Source organism: Bradyrhizobium sp. ORS 375 (assembly GCF_000239775.1).
GTDB lineage: Bacteria > Pseudomonadota > Alphaproteobacteria > Rhizobiales > Xanthobacteraceae > Bradyrhizobium.
The window spans coordinates 1-15,551 of the sequence record NZ_CAFI01000479.1 but is presented as its reverse complement, the minus strand read 5'-3'; the positions used below and the strand labels follow the sequence as shown (position 1 = coordinate 15,551).

At 66.6% G+C, this 15,551-nt stretch carries 17 protein-coding genes; 6 read left to right on the top strand and 11 right to left on the bottom strand.

The window, feature by feature from the left end; genetic code table 11:
• Nucleotides 1-220: 220 nt before the first annotated feature.
• The gene (locus BRAO375_RS33150; protein ID WP_009031813.1) at nt 221-1,036 is read right to left on the bottom strand and encodes an amidohydrolase family protein; all 816 of its coding nucleotides are present in this window, start codon (nt 1,034-1,036) and stop codon (nt 221-223) included.
• 114 nt (nt 1,037-1,150) lie between these two features.
• On the opposite strand from BRAO375_RS33150, the gene BRAO375_RS33145 reads away from it, so the two are divergent.
• Complete coding sequence (locus BRAO375_RS33145; RefSeq protein WP_009031812.1) at nt 1,151-1,747, top strand: TetR/AcrR family transcriptional regulator; 597 nt, start codon at nt 1,151-1,153, stop codon at nt 1,745-1,747.
• 3 nt (nt 1,748-1,750) lie between these two features.
• On the opposite strand, the gene BRAO375_RS33140 is transcribed toward BRAO375_RS33145, so the two are convergent.
• Together BRAO375_RS33140 and BRAO375_RS33135 are read right to left on the bottom strand one after the other, a co-directional pair.
• Entirely contained in the window at nt 1,751-2,491 is a 741-nt protein-coding gene (locus BRAO375_RS33140; protein WP_009031811.1) for a metallophosphoesterase family protein, read from the bottom strand.
• A 156-nt stretch (nt 2,492-2,647) separates the two neighbouring features.
• Nucleotides 2,648-3,307: a hypothetical protein gene (locus BRAO375_RS33135; RefSeq protein ID WP_009031810.1), complete on the bottom strand. Its 660-nt coding sequence runs from the start codon at nt 3,305-3,307 to the stop codon at nt 2,648-2,650.
• 494 nt (nt 3,308-3,801) lie between these two features.
• Between BRAO375_RS33135 and BRAO375_RS33130 the strand changes: the two genes are divergently transcribed.
• Nucleotides 3,802-4,086: a hypothetical protein gene (locus tag BRAO375_RS33130; protein ID WP_244423412.1), complete on the top strand. Its 285-nt coding sequence runs from the start codon at nt 3,802-3,804 to the stop codon at nt 4,084-4,086.
• Between the two features lie 308 nt (nt 4,087-4,394).
• On the opposite strand, the gene BRAO375_RS33125 is transcribed toward BRAO375_RS33130, so the two are convergent.
• A complete protein-coding gene (locus BRAO375_RS33125; RefSeq protein ID WP_009031807.1) occupies nt 4,395-5,300 on the bottom strand; it encodes a LysR family transcriptional regulator in 906 nt (301 codons plus the stop codon).
• A 96-nt stretch (nt 5,301-5,396) separates the two neighbouring features.
• On the opposite strand from BRAO375_RS33125, the gene styA reads away from it, so the two are divergent.
• Nucleotides 5,397-6,644 carry a styrene monooxygenase subunit StyA gene (gene styA / locus BRAO375_RS33120; protein ID WP_009031806.1) on the top strand — a complete coding sequence of 416 codons (1,248 nt, stop codon included), beginning with the start codon at nt 5,397-5,399 and terminating at the stop codon, nt 6,642-6,644.
• Nucleotides 6,645-6,667: 23 nt separating this feature from the next.
• The gene (locus BRAO375_RS33115) at nt 6,668-7,195 is read left to right on the top strand and encodes a flavin reductase family protein (protein ID WP_009031805.1); all 528 of its coding nucleotides are present in this window, start codon (nt 6,668-6,670) and stop codon (nt 7,193-7,195) included.
• A gap of 426 nt (nt 7,196-7,621) precedes the next feature.
• Here BRAO375_RS33115 and BRAO375_RS33110 read toward each other — a convergent pair whose 3' ends face one another.
• Complete coding sequence (locus BRAO375_RS33110) at nt 7,622-8,644, bottom strand: aldo/keto reductase (RefSeq protein ID WP_009031804.1); 1,023 nt, start codon at nt 8,642-8,644, stop codon at nt 7,622-7,624.
• Between the two features lie 204 nt (nt 8,645-8,848).
• On the opposite strand from BRAO375_RS33110, the gene xth reads away from it, so the two are divergent.
• Both xth and bla read left to right on the top strand, forming a co-directional pair.
• Nucleotides 8,849-9,640: an exodeoxyribonuclease III gene (gene xth / locus BRAO375_RS33105; RefSeq protein WP_009031803.1), complete on the top strand. Its 792-nt coding sequence runs from the start codon at nt 8,849-8,851 to the stop codon at nt 9,638-9,640.
• A gap of 20 nt (nt 9,641-9,660) precedes the next feature.
• Nucleotides 9,661-10,527 (top strand): class A beta-lactamase, encoded by an 867-nt coding sequence (gene bla, locus BRAO375_RS33100; RefSeq protein ID WP_009031802.1) that lies wholly within the window; start codon nt 9,661-9,663, stop codon nt 10,525-10,527.
• Here bla and BRAO375_RS33095 read toward each other — a convergent pair.
• Genes BRAO375_RS33095 through ureE form a run of 6 tightly spaced genes read right to left on the bottom strand, consistent with a single transcriptional unit; the run spans nt 10,482 to nt 15,520 of the window.
• Nucleotides 10,482-11,342: an urease accessory protein UreD gene (locus BRAO375_RS33095; protein ID WP_009031801.1), complete on the bottom strand. Its 861-nt coding sequence runs from the start codon at nt 11,340-11,342 to the stop codon at nt 10,482-10,484. The genes bla and BRAO375_RS33095 overlap by 46 nt on opposite strands.
• A complete protein-coding gene (gene ureG, locus BRAO375_RS33090) occupies nt 11,339-11,983 on the bottom strand; it encodes an urease accessory protein UreG (protein WP_035643405.1) in 645 nt (214 codons plus the stop codon). The genes BRAO375_RS33095 and ureG overlap by 4 nt, the downstream gene beginning before the upstream one ends.
• A complete protein-coding gene (gene ureC, locus BRAO375_RS33085; RefSeq protein WP_009031799.1) occupies nt 11,980-13,686 on the bottom strand; it encodes an urease subunit alpha in 1,707 nt (568 codons plus the stop codon). The genes ureG and ureC overlap by 4 nt, the downstream gene beginning before the upstream one ends.
• Nucleotides 13,687-13,689: 3 nt before the next feature.
• Complete coding sequence (gene ureB / locus BRAO375_RS33080) at nt 13,690-14,388, bottom strand: urease subunit beta (RefSeq protein WP_009031798.1); 699 nt, start codon at nt 14,386-14,388, stop codon at nt 13,690-13,692.
• 12 nt (nt 14,389-14,400) lie between these two features.
• Nucleotides 14,401-15,078, bottom strand: a complete 678-nt coding sequence (locus BRAO375_RS33075) for an urease accessory protein UreF (protein ID WP_009031797.1) — start codon at nt 15,076-15,078, stop codon at nt 14,401-14,403.
• Complete coding sequence (ureE, locus tag BRAO375_RS33070) at nt 15,071-15,520, bottom strand: urease accessory protein UreE (RefSeq protein WP_009031796.1); 450 nt, start codon at nt 15,518-15,520, stop codon at nt 15,071-15,073. Before ureE ends, BRAO375_RS33075 begins: the two co-directional genes overlap by 8 nt.
• Nucleotides 15,521-15,551: the final 31 nt, after the last annotated feature.

The following is a 15,551-nucleotide window of genomic DNA, read 5'->3' as shown; positions in this document are numbered from 1 at the left end:
GNACGGCGACACTGAAGCACGAATTCCGATAAAAAGAAATGACAAAATATCGGGCAGATCAGCCGGACGAACCGATCAGCTTGAACGGCCCGAGAAAATCAGCTCTTTCGCGCGGACGATCTTGACCCGGTCTGCACCGCCCGAGACGGTCGAACCGGTGTCGCTGCGCCTGCTGATTTGCCCGACGAGCACGCCCGGCCGCCCACGACATCAGTGCCGATCAGAACCTGAACACCCGGGCTGCATTGCCGCCGAGAAACAGCTCGCGCGTCTCCGCATCGAGCCCGAGCTCATCGAGGCCCTCGAGCGCCTTTGCCGGCGTGATCATCGGGTAGTTGGTGCCGAACAGGACCTTTCGCCGGCCATGGGTCTTCATGTACTGCACGATCTCGGACGGATAACGCTTCACCGTGTAGGCCGACGTGTCGATGTAGACATTCTCGTGCTTGGTCGCGACAGCGATCATCTCCTGCGTCCAGGGATAGCCGATGTGCCCGGCGACGATGACAAGCTCGGGAAAGTCCAGCGCCACCTCGTCGATGTAGGGAATCGGCCGTCCGGTCTCCGACGGCCGCAGCGGACCGGTGTGACCAACCTGCGTGCAGAACGGCACGCCAAGCTCGACGCATTCGGCAAACAGCGGATAGAAGCGGCGGTCGGTCGGCGGCACGCCCCACAGCCACGGCAACACCCGCAAGCCCTTGAAGCCAAGCGTGCGGACTGCGCGCCGGAGCTCGCGCACCGCGTCCATCGGGCGCGCGAGGTCCGCACTGGCGATGCCGACAATGCGGCCGGGGTGGCTGTTCGCAACGGCGGCAACCTCGTCATTGGAGATCATCCAGCCCTGCGGCGCGCACCACGCCGAGGCCAGGCTGACGTCCACCCCGCCCTCGTCCATCGCCGCGACCGTCATCTCCGGCTTGATGACGTCCGGACGCGGCGTCCGCGCCGTCCAGCGCCGGAGCGAGGCGAACATCGGATCGGCCCAATGGCGCGGAGTCGGATGCTGCATCCAGGCATCGATGATCCGTGACATGGCATGGTCCTCCGAGAGCAGGCTAGAGTGAAACTCTAGAGTTTTACTCTAAAGGCGCGCGAGCTATATTGTCAAACCGCGCGGACAGACAGAGAAGCGAGGAGACGGGAGCGGATGACGCGAAAGACCAGCCGGGAGCGCATCATCGACGCGGCGCTGGCGGAGTTCGACCAGAGCGGATACGAGGCGGCCACAGTGGCGGCCATCTGCGATCGCGCGCGCGTCTCCAACGGCAGCTTCTTCCATGCCTTTCCATCGAAGGACGCGGTTGCCGGCGCCGTGTTCCTGTCGGCGCTCGACGCCTATCATGCCGCGCTGACCGGAGCCGTTGCGGGCGAGGTCTCAGCGCGCGACGGAGTCGCTGCGCTGGTGACGGCGCATCTGCGCTGGGTCATCGACCACCGGACGCAAGCCCGGTTCATGTTCGTTCACGCGCCGGGCGCTCACATGGCCGCGATCCGCGACGCGCAGGCCTCGAGCAACGAGGAGTTCCGAGCCCGCCTGGCGCGCTGGTACGAGCCCCAGATGAAGCGCGGCGCGCTGGCCGCGGTCGCGCCGGAGCTCCTGATCAGCCAGATCATCGGGCCGGCGCAGATGGTCTGCCGCGCGTGGCTGGCCGGCCGCAGCCGGAGCAAGCCGGATGCGCATCTGCCGGATCTGATCGCCTGCGCCGTTCGCGCCGTCGTGACCGGTGCGGCGCAAAGCGAGTGACGGTCAGAGCACGGCGCCGGAGGCGTAGGCGCCGGCCCAGTGCGGAAAGCCATTCTCCGCAGCGCGCGCCGCCGCATGATCCCAGTCATAGGCCAGCGCCAGCAACTCGGCCTGCCAATGTCCGCGCCGCTCGGTCAGCACCGCGTAGCGGGCGTGCGGCGAGCGATATTCAAGCTGCGGGGCAACCGGAATGTCGCCGAACACGGGACAGCCGACGCTGCCGGGATTGACGACCAGGGGACCGCGCGGCACCTGCACCATCGCCTGACGATGGCTGTGGCCGCACAGCACCAGCGTGGCGCCGCCGAGATTGACGAGACGCCCGGCCAGCACGTCGCGCCGCGCCGGGACGTAGCGGCCATCGTCCAGCATCTCTTCGAGCAGAAGGGCGCAGTCGTCATCCGGCGTGCCGTGGACGGCAAGGATGCCCTGTTCCAGCGCAAGCCGCGGCGGCAGGGCATGCAACACACGGCGTTGCGCGGCCGTCAGCGCGGCTCGCGCAAAGCGGCCGGCAGGAGAGAGCTTCTCGTCCGGCAGCTCCTCGATCCAGCGGTCATGATTGCCGCGCACCGTGGGCAGAGCCAGCGACTGCAGCAGCTCGAAGGTTTCGAGCGGCCACAGCGGGCTGGTGACGCAGTCGCCGAGATTGACGGTGGCATCGACGCCGCGCATCTTGATGTCCGCAAGCACGGCCTCCAGCGCCGGCAGATTGCCATGCACGTCGGACATCACAGCCAGCCGCATCGTCGTCTCCTCGCAATCCCATCGCAATCCATTCGCTCGAGTCAGAACTCTAGCATCCTCGTCATTGCGAGCGAAGCGAAGCAATCCAGAGTCCTTGCGCAGCCCTGGATTGCTTCGCTTCGCTCGCAATGACGGAGGAGAAGCCGGGTCGGTAGATCAAGATCGCGAGGGCATCGCTGCCAACACCGGCGCGCCGCCCGCATAGCGCAGCAGCAGCCGGTGCGTCGGATAGAAGATCACGAGCGGCAGCCCGATCAGCAACATCGCGAACCAGGCGGGGCCCGGCATGAAGCTCTGCGCGACGGCGTCGCTCAGGCCGAAGACATAGTTGATGTTGACCGGCAGGTCGCTGGTCGCGGGCGGCGGCGGCATCAGGAAATAGCATACCGACAGCAGCGCCCAGGCGCCGACCGTCCACACCGCGAAGGCGCGACGGTCGTAGCCGAGCCTCCACACCAGCCAGGCCAGCACGAACGGCAGCCAGAAATGGAAAAAGGACAGGCTGCGGGTGAACAGCGGCAGCTTGGCGTCGAACATGTAGGCGGTCATCCCCGTCAACGGCACGCCGACGGCGGTGCCGAGGAAATCGACCACCCACAGCGCCTGCGGGAGGAGAATGCCGACGGCCGGCGCGGAGGCCAGCAGCGGACTTTCCAGCCAGACCGCGGCGAGCGTGGTCAACAGCGCCACATCGCAGAAATACAGGAAGTTGGTCGGGCCATAGGCCATCAGATAGGTCGGCACCAGCACCGCGCAGAACGCGCTATACGCAAGCTTGAACCACAGCGGAATGCCTGGCTTCGCGGCCTCGTCCATCGATCCCCTGCCCCTGCAATATCATTGTGTTCGCAATCGCGCGGAGATTGTGGGGAGATGAGCCGGCGCGTCAATCAGAGCGCCAGCGATGTTCGTCCTCAGCGTTAACGAGAGTTTGCGCCCTCTCACGCCGCATTCCGGATCGCTTCTTCGGTCACAGGCCTATCAGCCTCGTCATTGCGAGCGAAGCGAAGCAATCCAGAGTCCTCGCGCGGCCCTGGATTGCTTCGCTTCGCTCGCAATGACGGCAGAGAGATTGGTGGGGAAAGCGGCGTCGCCAGGCAACACGTGCCCACCATCCTGTTCCAGGCATGACTGATAGAAGTTGCAATGAAGCGGCGGGGCGAGCCGCGGCCCGCCGGGAGCGCTCTGCGCACCCGGCACCTCTCCGTTGAAGCGCTTGCGCAGCCGTGCGAGACTGAGCTGCACCGTCCATCTGCAAGGCAAGGAGCGGAACAATGGTGCAAGTGTTTGCCGGCCCTGCTGTGGCGTGGGTGACGTTCTTCGGCGCCCTGATGCTGATCGTCCTCGGCGTCGGCATCTACTGGCTGTTCAACAAGCGGGCCAGGCTGAGAGACATCGAGATCCTCCGCGAGAAGCTCGGCAAGATGACGGCGATGGATCCTGAATACGGAGCCGTAAGAGCGCTGTACACATCGATGGTGATCGACGCCCATCGCTGGCACTTCTATCATTCGGATGCAGCATCGGGAGATCACGGCAGCAGTCATCATTCGAGCATTGATGATGCTGGCTCGGGCGGCCACGGCGATCAATGATCATTGGACTACGTAGGGCAGGCAAAGCGAGCGCCGCCGGCGATCGCGCGCCCACCATACTGGCACAGCTGAGCGCACCGCTGTGAGATGCAGTGCCCTCGCCCCTTGTGGGAGAGGGCATCGCCGGCTGATCCGCGTACTCGGTTGGGTGAGGGGTATCTCTCCGCGATCGCCGCTTGTGGAGACATACCCCTCACCCAACCGAGTACGCTGCGGCATCCTACATGCCCTCTCCCGCAAGGGGAGAGGGCGCAGTCATGCGCAGCACTCGCGCTGCGGTCATACGTACAATATCTGCTAGGAGTTACTCACTCCAGCGCGCCGATCGCGAATACGTCCGCGCGCTCGATGATCAGGTCGCGGAACAGGCGCGCCCGGTGGGACATCCATTGCGGGTCGGGATAGACGACGTGGAGCGGCAGCGAGGGCACGTCGTAGTCGGGCAGCAGGTGGACCAGCTTGCCGGAGGCGATGTGCTGAACGGCGCACCAGTCGGGCAGTACGGCGGCGCCGAGACCCTCCAGCGCCGCCAGCGCCATGATGTCGGCGTCGTCGCAGGTGAGCGAGGGCGTGATGCCGACGACGTGGCGGCCGGTTTCGGATTCGAAGCTCCATTCGTTCTTCGGCGACAGCCGCGAATAGGTGACGCAGGGCAGCTGGCGCAGATCGTTGGGCAGCCTGGGGGCGCGGTGTCGCGCCAGCAGCGATGGCGCCGCGACCAGCAGACGCTTGACCGTGCCGACGCGGCGCGCGACCAGCGAACTCGATGAGAGCACGCCGATGCGGATCGCGAGCTCGGTGCCGGTCTCGACGAGATCGACGAACTGCTCGGTGAAGCGGATGTCGAGCCGCACCTCGGGATAGCGGCGGCCATACTCGGCAAAGATGTCGCTGAAGAAATAGCGGCCGAACGAGGTCGGCACCGTCATCCGCAATGTGCCGGAGGGCGCGCCGACGCGCTTCGGCGACGGCACGCCGGCGCTCTCGAACAGGGTGACGATGTCCTTGGCGAGCTTCAGAACCCGGTCGGCATCGGGCGTGGGACGCAGCTTGCGGGTGGTGCGCACGAACAGCCGGCAACCGAACTGCTCCTCCAGCAGCGCGATGCGCTTGGTGATGGCGGGCTGGCCCAGTCCGAGATCGGCGGCCGCCTGGGTGGAGCTGCCGGCCTCCATGACCCGGATGAAGGTCTGCAGCGCGTCGATCCGGTCCATCATTCCTCCCCGGAATGAGTTTTATTCTCGTCATTCCGTATACGTCAGGAGGGGCTCTGGTCTAGCCTCTCAAAAAAATCACAGGGAGGGAGACCCATGGAGAAGTCGATTGGCATCGTCGGCGCCGGCATCGGCGGACTGCATCTGGCGCTCTATCTGCAGAAGCACGGCATCCAGGCCACGGTCCTGACCGACCGCGAGCCCGAGCAGTATGCTGCAACGCGGCTGATGAACACCGTGGCGCATCACGGCATCACGGTGGCGCGCGAGAACGAGCTCGGCGTCAACCATTGGGACGATCCCAATGTCGTTTATCACCACCACGATCACTTCTTCAATTTCCCGGGCAGTCCCCTGCTCTTCCGCGGCGCGTTCAAGCAGCCGAGCCGCGCTGTCGACTACCGGATCTACCTGCCTGCGCTGATGAAGGACTTTGAGGATCGCGGCGGCACCATCGAGTACGCCAGCATCCAGGACGACGACATCGCGGCGCTGGTGGCGCGCTTCGACCTGCTGGTGGTGTCGACCGGCAAGGGCGCGCTCGGGCGGATGTTCAATCACCGGCCGGAGCTGTCGCCCTACAACCAGCCGCAGCGCCTGCTCTGCGTCGGCCTCTATGACGGCGTCGATCATGGCAGCCCTGACGGGGACGATCCGCGCGGCGTGACGCTGTCGGTCTCGCCGGGACATGGCGAGATGATCGTGATCCCGACGCTCACCTTCGGCGGCATGAAGACGGCGCTGCTGATGGAGAATATTCCCGGCGGCGACATGGCCGAGCTGGTGTCGCTCAACTACGACGCCGATCCCGCAGGCTTCCGGCAGACCATGCTCGACAAGCTCGAGAAGCATCATCCGCACACCTACAACAAGATCGATACGCACCGCTTCGATCTGCAGCCGCTGGACCTCTTGCAGGGCGCCGTGGTGCCGACGGTGCGGCGCTCCTCGGTGAGCTTCGACGACGGCAAGCTCGCCATCGCGCTCGGCGACGTGCATTCGGTGGTCGACCCGATGATGGGCCAGGGCGCCAACATGGCGTCCTATGCGGCGTTCGAGCTCGGCAAGGCGATCGTCGACGCCGTCGCGTTCGACGACCGCTTCGTCGAGACGGTCGATCGCGCGCGCGAGAACCGGGTGATCGCGGCGGCGCGCTGGACCAATCTGATGCTGCAGCCGCCGTCGGAGGCGATGGGCCGGCTGATTGTTACGATGGCGCAGAACCGCGCGCTCTGCGACGAGTTCACCGACAATTTCAACTATCCGGAGCGGCAATGGGACCGCCTCGCCAGCGACCGGCGCATCCATGCCTGGATCGACGAGCGCACGCCGCTTGCGGCGTGAGGCGTGACGATACGGAGGAGTTCATGAGCCATCATCCGGACCCCGCGAGCTTTCGCGCGGCAGCCTCGCGGTTCTCCACCGGCGTCACCGTGGTGACGAGCAGTGACGCCGAGGGCGCTCCGGTCGGCATGACGGCCAACAGCTTCACCACGGTTTCGATGCAGCCGCCGACGGTGCTGGTCTCGCTGAAGCGAGGCCGCACCTGGCACGCGGTCACCGCGACGCGCCGCTACGCGGTCAACGTGCTCGCGGCTGACGATGTCGCGATCGGCAGGCACTTTGCCGGGGCGCCGCTGGCGCAGGGCGCGCCCGCGTTGGAGGCACGCGACGGTTTCTTCCTGTTGCCGCAGGCGATCGCGCAATTCGGCTGCGAGGTGGTGAGTTCAGTCGAGATTGCCGACCACACGCTGTTCATCGGCGAGGTCCGCTGGTGCCGGCATCGCGACGGCCTGCCGCTGGCGTTCTATGCCAGCCGGTTTCGCAATGGTTTGGGTGCGGAGATATCGCCGGGCGACGCGCTGGCGTATCCGGCGGAGGGATGGAGTATTTGATCCCGTGCTTGCGAAGAGGCACTTCCCGCGCGTCTGGGCTTTCATTGGTGCAGCTAGCGCGATGCGAGATACAGCGCCCTCGCCCCCAGGCGAAGCGAAGCTTCGCTCGGGTGGGAGAGGGCGCATCAACTGGCACCGCGATCAAGTCTGCGCCGCGATGGCGGATACGAGGTCGCGACACACCGCCAAAAAACCCGATGCGGTTCGCCGGGACGACTTAGTGAGCCAAACATCGTCACATTGAAGACTGCGGGTCCGGCACAGTCGTGAGGCTCAACCGCCGATCGGTCCGGGGTCGACGCCCCCCGTTGTGGCGGCTCCAGGATGACCGGAGCGCGGCCACGTGACGATCGAACCCCAATTTACTGCCGGGCCCGCATCGCCGTCAAATGGATCGACGCCGCACGTGCGGCGCCTCCACAGCAGCTACCGGCGCTCGTTGAGCATCGGGAAGCCGCGCTGGTGCCAGACCGGATAGGCCGCCGGCGTGTCGCTGGCGTCGTCGAGCGCGGCTACCTGCTCCGCCGTGAGGTTCCAGCCGACGGCGCCGATGTTTTCAACCAGTTGGCGCTCGTCGCGGGCGCCGACGATGATGGTCGATACGGTCGGACGCTGCAGCAGCCAGTTCAAGGCCACCTGCGGAATGGTCTTGCCGGTCTCCTTGGCGACGCCGTCGAGCGCGTCGACGACGCGATACAGCCGCTCCTCCTCGAAATGCGGGCCGGTGCCGGCGATGTCGTGGGCGCGGGTGCCGGGCTTGGCGGGTTGGCCCCGGCGGATCTTGCCGGTGAGCTTGCCCCAGCCGAGCGGGCTCCAGATGACGGCACCGACGCCCTGGTCGCGGCCGAGCGGCATCAGCTCCCATTCATAGTCGCGATTGAGCAGCGAGTAATAAGCCTGGTGCGCGACGTAGCGGGGGTACCCATGGCGATCGGATGCGCTGAGCGACTTCATCAGGTGCCAGCCTGAAAAGTTCGAGCAGCCGATGTAGCGGATCTTGCCGTCACGGACGAGCTGGTCGAGCGTCGCCAGCGTCTCCTCGACCGGCGTGTTGTAGTCCTGGCCGTGCAGTTGATAGAGATCGATGTGATCAACCCCGAGCCGCTTGAGCGAGCCGTCGACGGCCTCGATGAGGTGCTGGCGCGACGAGCCGTAGTCGTTGGGACCGTCGCCCTTCGGGAACGTGCCCTTGGTCGAAATCAACAGGCGGTTGCGCTTGCCCTTGATGGCTTGGCCGAGGATGGTCTCGGCGAGGCCGCTCGAATAGACGTCGGCGCTGTCGAACATCGACAGGCCATGGTCGAGGCAGACGTCGATCAGCCGCGTGGCTCCGTCAGCGTCGGTGGCCCCCCAGGCCTTGAAGAAGTCATTGCCGCCGCCGAAGGTGGCCGTGCCGAAGCTCAGCGCGGGCACCCGCAGGCCGGAATGACCGAGACGTCGATGGTCCATGGTGATCTCCCTGTGTCTCGTGGTCTCCTTGGACCAGCACCGCGACGGCAAAATGAATACGCCGAGCTGCGGCCGGCTGCCATGGTGGACCGCGCATGGCCTTGTTGCACGGGCCTGTGATTCCGACGGCCAACCGCCTTGACCCGGGGCGCTGCGGCTTGATCTAACCGGGCCGTCTCTCCCAGAGGTCCTGGAACTTAGCCCATGCGCATCGCCACCTGGAACGTCAATTCGGTCCGGCAACGGATCGAGCACCTCGTGACCTGGCTCAAGGAGTGCTCTCCGGATATCGTCTGCCTGCAGGAGATCAAGTGCACGGACGACGCGTTCCCCAGGCTGGAGATCGAGGCGCTCGGCTACAACGTGGTGACGCATGGCCAGAAGACCTTCAACGGCGTCGCGCTGCTATCGAAGCTGCCGTTCGATGAGACCAAGTCGGGCCTCGACGGCGACGCCGAGGACGTCCATGCACGCTTCCTGGAAGGCGTGGTCAGCCTCAAGAGCGGCGTCGTCCGCATCGCCTGCCTCTATCTGCCCAACGGCAATCCGGCCAACACCGAGAAATATCCCTACAAGCTCAAATGGATGTCGCGGCTTCGTGACTATGCGCGTGAACGGCTGAAGACCGAGGAGCCGCTGATCCTCGCCGGCGACTTCAACGTGATCCCGGCCGCCGCCGACGTCTCCAATCCCGAGGCCTGGGTCGACGACGCGCTGTTCCGCCCGGAGACGCGCGAGAGTTTCCAGTCGCTGCTCGGCCTTGGGCTGACCGACGCGCTGCGCGCCGTGACCGATGCGCCGGGACAGTACACGTTCTGGGACTATCAGGCCGGCGCCTGGCAGAAGAACATGGGCATCCGCATCGATCACCTCCTGTTGTCCCCGCAGGCCAGCGACCGGCTGGTCGAGGTGGGCATCGACAGCTATGTCAGGGCCTGGGAGAAGCCCTCGGATCACGTCCCGGTATGGGCCGATTTCGATCTCGAGACGGCGTAGACGTTCCAAGGACGGTTCCTGTGACGGGTTACACACGGCGGCAATTGTTTCCGCTCGCACTCGTGCCTCTGCTGCTGAAGCCAGCGCTGGCTGCCGATCTGCAGGCCACGCTTGCCGGCATCGAGACCGACAGCGGCGGACGGCTCGGCGTCGCGTTGCTCGACACCGCAAGTGGCGCGCTCAGCGGCCACAGGCTCGACGAGCGGTTCCCGATGTGCAGCACCTTCAAGGCGCTGCTCGCGGCCGCCATCCTGACCAAGGTCGATGCCGGCGCCGAGCAGCTCTCGCGCCGGCTTCCGATCGCGCCATCCGACATTCTCTCCTACGCGCCGGTGACCAAGCTGCATGTCGGCTCATCGGGGCTCTCGGTCTGCGAGTTGTGCGAAGCGACGGTGACGCTCAGCGACAACACCGCGGCGAACCTGCTGCTCGCCACGCTCGACGGTCCCGCGGGGCTTACGCGTGCCATCCGCGGCTTCGGTGACGCGATCACCCGGCTCGACCGAATCGAGCCCGCACTGAATGAGAGCGTGCCAGGCGATCCCAGGGACACCACGACGCCCACGGCGATGGCGCAGACCCTGGCGAAGCTCACGACCGGCGACACGCTGTCAGCCGCGTCGCGCGACATCCTGAATGGCTGGCTGATCGGCTGCAAGACCGGCGCGGCCAAGCTGCGCGCCGGCCTGCCGGGTTCGTGGCGCGTCGGCGACAAGACCGGCGCGGGCGACAACGGCAGCAGCAACGATGTCGCGGTGATCTGGCCCGCGGGCCGCGCGCCGGTGATCGTGACGAGCTATCTGACTGAGACCAAAGCCGGCGACGACAGGCGCAACGCCGCTCACGCCGCCGTGGGCCGCGCGGTGGCGGCTGCGCTCGGCGCCTGAGCGGCGCGCGCGCCGAGATCGATCTCGCGAAACACGGCTGCGATCGCGTCGAAGCCGGCGCGCAGCTGGCGCACCTCCCGGGCTGCGAGCCGAACGCCGATGCCGGCGCCATCCGGCAGCAGGCTCGCGGCCGCATAGAGATCATTGATGCGCGCGAGAGCCTCGGCAAGGCGCAGGCGAAGCGCGGCACGGTCATGCGTCTGCGGCAGCATGAGCACGGCTGATCCGAAGGCGCGGCGGCCGTTGAACAGCGCTGTTGCGGGGTTGCGCAGATGCATGCGGTCGATCAGCAGCGGCTCGTGGCCCTGCCGGCGCACCATGAGCGTGGAGTCGAGCTCGCGGAACAAGCGCCCCTGCCCGTCCGGATCATGCATCGTGAACGCATCGGTGACGAGCGCGACAGCATCGGGATCGCAGTCGAGCTCCACCACCTGGCTCAACGCTGCGTCGGGAAACAGGATGCGCGGCTCCGGCCGGTAGTCGAGCGATGCGCCCGCCGCGACGCGGAGAAGCACATGCTCGACGGCCCGCGCCTCCGGCTCGGCGCGATGCACTGACGTCGCGCCCTGGGTAGTCACGCACACGGCCGCGCCCGCATGCAGCCTGAAGCGCTGCGTCAGCCGGTCCTCGCCATGCACGGCGCCGCTGCCGGTCTGCAGGATGACGCTGAGAACATCCGGCCGCGCCGCGTCGGTGTGGAAGCTGCGCGTCAGCACGAACGGCCAGGCGAACAGGCGCCGGTCAATCACGGTGCGGCCGCCACGGCGAACGAACGACAGATCGAGCCGCGGCTTCTCTGGTTCTGAAACGCTCACGAGCGGAACAGCACCTCGCGCTCGAGCAGATCGACGATCGCGTCAATGCCCTCGCCGCGCCGGCAATTGGTCAGGAGCACCGGCCGGCCGCCGCGCACCTCGGTGGCCTCGTGCTGCATGCGGGCGAGATCGACGCCGACATAAGGGGCGAGGTCGACCTTGTTGATGACCAAGAGATCGGCGCGGATCACGCCGGGACCACGCTTGCGCGGGATGTCGTCGCCGCCGGCGACGTCGATCACGAACATCCAGAAATCGGTGAGGTCGCGCGAGAAGGTCGAGGCGAGATTGTCGCCGCCGCTCTCCAGGAGGATCAGCTCGACGCCGGGAAACCGCCGCTCCAATTCGTCGGCGGCCTCGATGTTGAGCGTCGGGTCCTCGCGGATCACGGTGTGCGGACAGGCGCCCGCCTCCACCGCCGACACCCGCTCGGGGTCGATCAGGCCCGAGCGGCGCACGCGCTCGGCGTCTTCAGCCGTGACGAGATCATTGGTGATGACGGCAATGTCGATGCCGCGCGCCTGCAGCGCCGGGATCAATTGCTCGACCAGCGCGGTCTTTCCTGAGCCGACGGGCCCGCCGATGCCGACGCGCGCGGCGGTCATCGGGGCGTCAGCGCGGGTGAGAGCGAGACGGCTCATCGCAGCATGAATCTCCGGGCAAGCGGCACGGATATGGCCGGCGGACACATCAGCAGCTTGCCGTCGGCGCGCACCTCGAAAGTCTGCGGATCGACCTCGACATGCGGCATCGCGGCGTTGCGGATCATGTCGGTCTTGCGCAGGCGGCGCACGTTCGTGATCTGCACGGTCTCGCGGCCAAGCCCGAGACTCTCGCGGACGCCGGCATCGACCGCGAGCTTGGACATGAAGTTGACGCCGAGCCGCTGTGGCGCCGCGCCCAGCGCGCCCCACATCCGCTTCTGGATCATCGGTTCGGACAGCCCGAGGCTGCCATTGCCGTCCCCCATCGCGGCCCACACCGGAAAGCCGTTCTTGATCACCATGTACGGCTTCAGACCGAACGAGGCGCGCGGCCACAGCACGAGGTCTGCCATCTTGCCGACCTCGATCGAGCCGACGACATGATCGATGCCGACCGCGATCGCCGGATTGATCGTGAGCTTGGCGACATAGCGCTTGATGCGCTCATTGTCGGCGCGAACAGTCGTCTCCTCCGGCAGCCGGCCGATGCGGTCCTTCATCACGCTGGCGAGCTGCCAGCATTTGGCGACGTTCTCGGCGAGGCGGCCCATGCCCTGCGTGTCCGTGCCGAAGATCGAGATCGCGCCCATGTCGTGCAGGAAATCCTCCGCCGCCATCGACTGCGCACGCACCCGTGCCTCGCCGAACATGACATCCTCGGGCGAATTGTAGTTGAGCTGATGACAGATCATCGTCATCGGCACGCCCTCCTCCATGCCATAGGAGGTGTAGGGATTGGTCGGATTGGTCGAGGACGGAATGACGTTGGGCCAGGACACGACCTTGAGCAGGTCGGGCGCATGGCCGCCGCCGGCGCCCTCGACGTGGTACATGTGGATGGTGCGGCCATCGACCGCAGCCATCGTGTCCTCGCAGAAGCCGTATTCGTTGATCGAGTCGGTGTGCAGATGCACCGCGAAATCGTTGCGGTCGGCCGCGATCAGGGTCTTGTCGATCACGTCGGGCGACGCGCCGAAATCCTCGTGGATCTTGACCGACATGCCGCCCGCGGCGACCGCCTCCTCGACGGCTCCAGGATCGGAGCCGCCGCGCCCGAACAGCGCGTAGTTCAGCGGCGAGAACTCGATCGACTTGAGGAAGTGGCCGAAGTTCGGCCCAGAGCCTGAACCGACGTCGAACACCGGCCCCGAGCCATTGCCGACCATCGTCGTGGTGCCGCCGGCGAGCGCATGATCGGACTGCTCCGGCGAAATCAGATGTGCGTGGCTCTCGATCGCGCCGGCGGTGACGATGAACGGACCGCCGGCGATCGGCGCGGTGGTGTGGCCGACCACCATGTCCGGATGCACATCCGGCATGATGTCGGGATTGCCCGCCTTGCCGATACCGACGATACGGCCGTCGCGGATGCCGATGTCGGCCTTCACGATGCCGATGACGGCGTCGACGATTGTCGCGTTCTTGACGACGACGTCCAGGGCCTTGTGCCGCGATGTCCGGTGCGCGGCGACGGCTTCGCCGTCGCGGATGTTCTTGCCGGCACCGACCAGCAGCTCATGGCCGTAGGTGGTGTAGTCGTGCTCGATCTCGGCGAGCAGACTGGTGTCGGCGAGCCGGATCAGATCGCCCTTGGTGGGGCCGTAGAGCTCGGCATAGGCTTGGCGGGTGAGCGTTGCCATGGCTCAGGCTCCGAGATAGCCGCGCGACTGCGCGAGCTTGAGCGCGGCGTCGCGCGCGCCGGGCGCATCGAGCGGGCCGTTGACCAGTCCGGCCTGGCCGCGCACGATGCGGTCGCCGGTGATCGGCACGAGGCGAACTGATTTGAAGACACCGGGCTCGAAGCGCACGCCGAGTCCCGCGGGCCGGTCGATCTTCATGCCCCAGGCGGCGGCGCGGTCGAAGCGCAGCGCGCGATTGACCTCGAAGAAGTGGGTGTGGCTGCGCACCTGGATGTCGCGGTCTCCGGTGTTGACGACGTCGATGGTGACGGCCGGCAGCTCGGTGAACATCGCGATGTCGTCGCCGCCCGCGATGATCTCCCCGGGTACGATGGCCTCGGCGCCCGCGCCCTCCGCCGGCTGAATCGGCTCGAACAGCGCCATCACCTTGGTGCCCTCGGCGAACATCAGCTCGACATAGAGCATCGGGATCATCTGGGCGACACCGGGCTCGACATCATCGGTCGTGAGCAGCCGTCCCGCCATGTCGCGGATCTCGGCATAGGGCAGATTGCGGCGCGCGGCGGTCATCACCTCGTCGGTGATGTAGGCGACCGCCTCGGGATGGCTCAGCTTGATGCCCAGCGAGCGGTTGCGCCGCGCCATCTGCGCGGCGTTGAAGATGACGAGACGATCCAGCTCCGTGGGCGACAGATTCATCATGGCCAGGGCACCTCAGGTCGTGAACATGCGCACGTGCCGCAACGGCCCGCGCGACACGGCGATATCGATGAAGGGCGTGAAGCTCGACGGTAGCGCGTCGTCGTCAGGTGTTTCGGCGAGCAGATCGGCGAGGAACGCGCGGGCGCGGGCGAGGCTCTGCTGGGATTCGATATGGCCGATCAGGCCGAGCCGCACCGCGGCGCTGACGAGGCCAGTGATCAAGGTCCAGCCTGAGACGAGCTCGGCGGCATCTACCGTCAAGCCAGCGTCACGGCCGGTGATGGCCTGCACCACGGCGAGATGGCCAAGCCTCGCATCAGCCGAGACGCGTGCGCGGTACGACACGGAGAGCGGGCCTGCGAGCTTGACCCAGACGCCGAGCAGCGCCCTGCCCGCGCGTCGCGAACCCTCGCGCATCTCGGCGGACGGCGTGGTGGCCTCCGCGAGGCGGTCAACGGCTGCGATCGCGTCGCTGTCGCTCGCGTGCCAAGCGCGACGCAGGAGAATGCGATCCATGCTGGCCCAGCGCTGCGCAAGATGGTCTGCGATGACACCGTCGAGATCGCTGCGATCGGACAGCAGCCCATCGGCCGCAAGGCCCTCGATGCCCCAGGAAAACGCGAAGCCGCCGGCGGGAAAGGCGCTGTCGCCGAGCTGCAGCAGCGCGAGCGCCTCGCCGCGGTCAAACATGGTCGCGCTCCACCACCTCGCCGGCCTCGAGCAGCGGCTGGATGCGGGCGCGATAGCTGCCGAGCGGCGCGTCGAGCAGCACGACCAGGTGATCGCCCTCGAAGCGGACGCGCCAATGCAAATTGCCGGCATGCCAGCCGAGCTTGAGCGCGCTCGCTTCGTCACGCGCCTTCAGGCGCAGCACCTGCTGCTTGCCGAAGCGGGCGATGATCGCGCGGTCGGTGTCGAGATGCAGCAGCGCGCCGTCGATGAGTTCCTCGTCGCGGTCGAGGCTGACCGCACAGTCGGTGCCGCGATCGGTGGTCAGGCGGAAGCGCTTGCGCCCCGCATCCTCCGGCGGCACGAACAACAGCTCGATGCCGCCGCGATGCTCCAGCGTGTGGAGTTGCCGCGCATAGATCTTGTCGTCGGCGCGTCCCATGATGCCGTGCAGACGGAGCATCGGCGGTGGTCCTCTGTTTGTTGTGGTCTTC

Bases quoted from the DNA above. Each gene is read 5' to 3' on its own strand.
- BRAO375_RS33075 (WP_009031797.1), bottom strand. From the start codon at position 15,078: ATGTTTGACCGCGGCGAGGCGCTCGCGCTGCTGCAGCTCGGCGACAGC.
- BRAO375_RS33115 (WP_009031805.1), top strand. From the start codon at position 6,668: ATGAGCCATCATCCGGACCCCGCGAGCTTTCGCGCGGCAGCCTCGCGG.
- BRAO375_RS33135 (WP_009031810.1), bottom strand. From the start codon at position 3,307: ATGGACGAGGCCGCGAAGCCAGGCATTCCGCTGTGGTTCAAGCTTGCG.
- BRAO375_RS33110 (WP_009031804.1), bottom strand. From the start codon at position 8,644: ATGGACCATCGACGTCTCGGTCATTCCGGCCTGCGGGTGCCCGCGCTG.
- xth (WP_009031803.1), top strand. From the start codon at position 8,849: ATGCGCATCGCCACCTGGAACGTCAATTCGGTCCGGCAACGGATCGAG.
- ureC (WP_009031799.1), bottom strand. From the start codon at position 13,686: ATGGCAACGCTCACCCGCCAAGCCTATGCCGAGCTCTACGGCCCCACC.
- ureB (WP_009031798.1), bottom strand. From the start codon at position 14,388: ATGATGAATCTGTCGCCCACGGAGCTGGATCGTCTCGTCATCTTCAAC.
- BRAO375_RS33140 (WP_009031811.1), bottom strand. From the start codon at position 2,491: ATGCGGCTGGCTGTGATGTCCGACGTGCATGGCAATCTGCCGGCGCTG.
- ureE (WP_009031796.1), bottom strand. From the start codon at position 15,520: ATGCTCCGTCTGCACGGCATCATGGGACGCGCCGACGACAAGATCTAT.
- styA (WP_009031806.1), top strand. From the start codon at position 5,397: ATGGAGAAGTCGATTGGCATCGTCGGCGCCGGCATCGGCGGACTGCAT.
- ureG (WP_035643405.1), bottom strand. From the start codon at position 11,983: ATGAGCCGTCTCGCTCTCACCCGCGCTGACGCCCCGATGACCGCCGCG.
- BRAO375_RS33150 (WP_009031813.1), bottom strand. From the start codon at position 1,036: ATGTCACGGATCATCGATGCCTGGATGCAGCATCCGACTCCGCGCCAT.
- BRAO375_RS33125 (WP_009031807.1), bottom strand. From the start codon at position 5,300: ATGGACCGGATCGACGCGCTGCAGACCTTCATCCGGGTCATGGAGGCC.
- BRAO375_RS33145 (WP_009031812.1), top strand. From the start codon at position 1,151: ATGACGCGAAAGACCAGCCGGGAGCGCATCATCGACGCGGCGCTGGCG.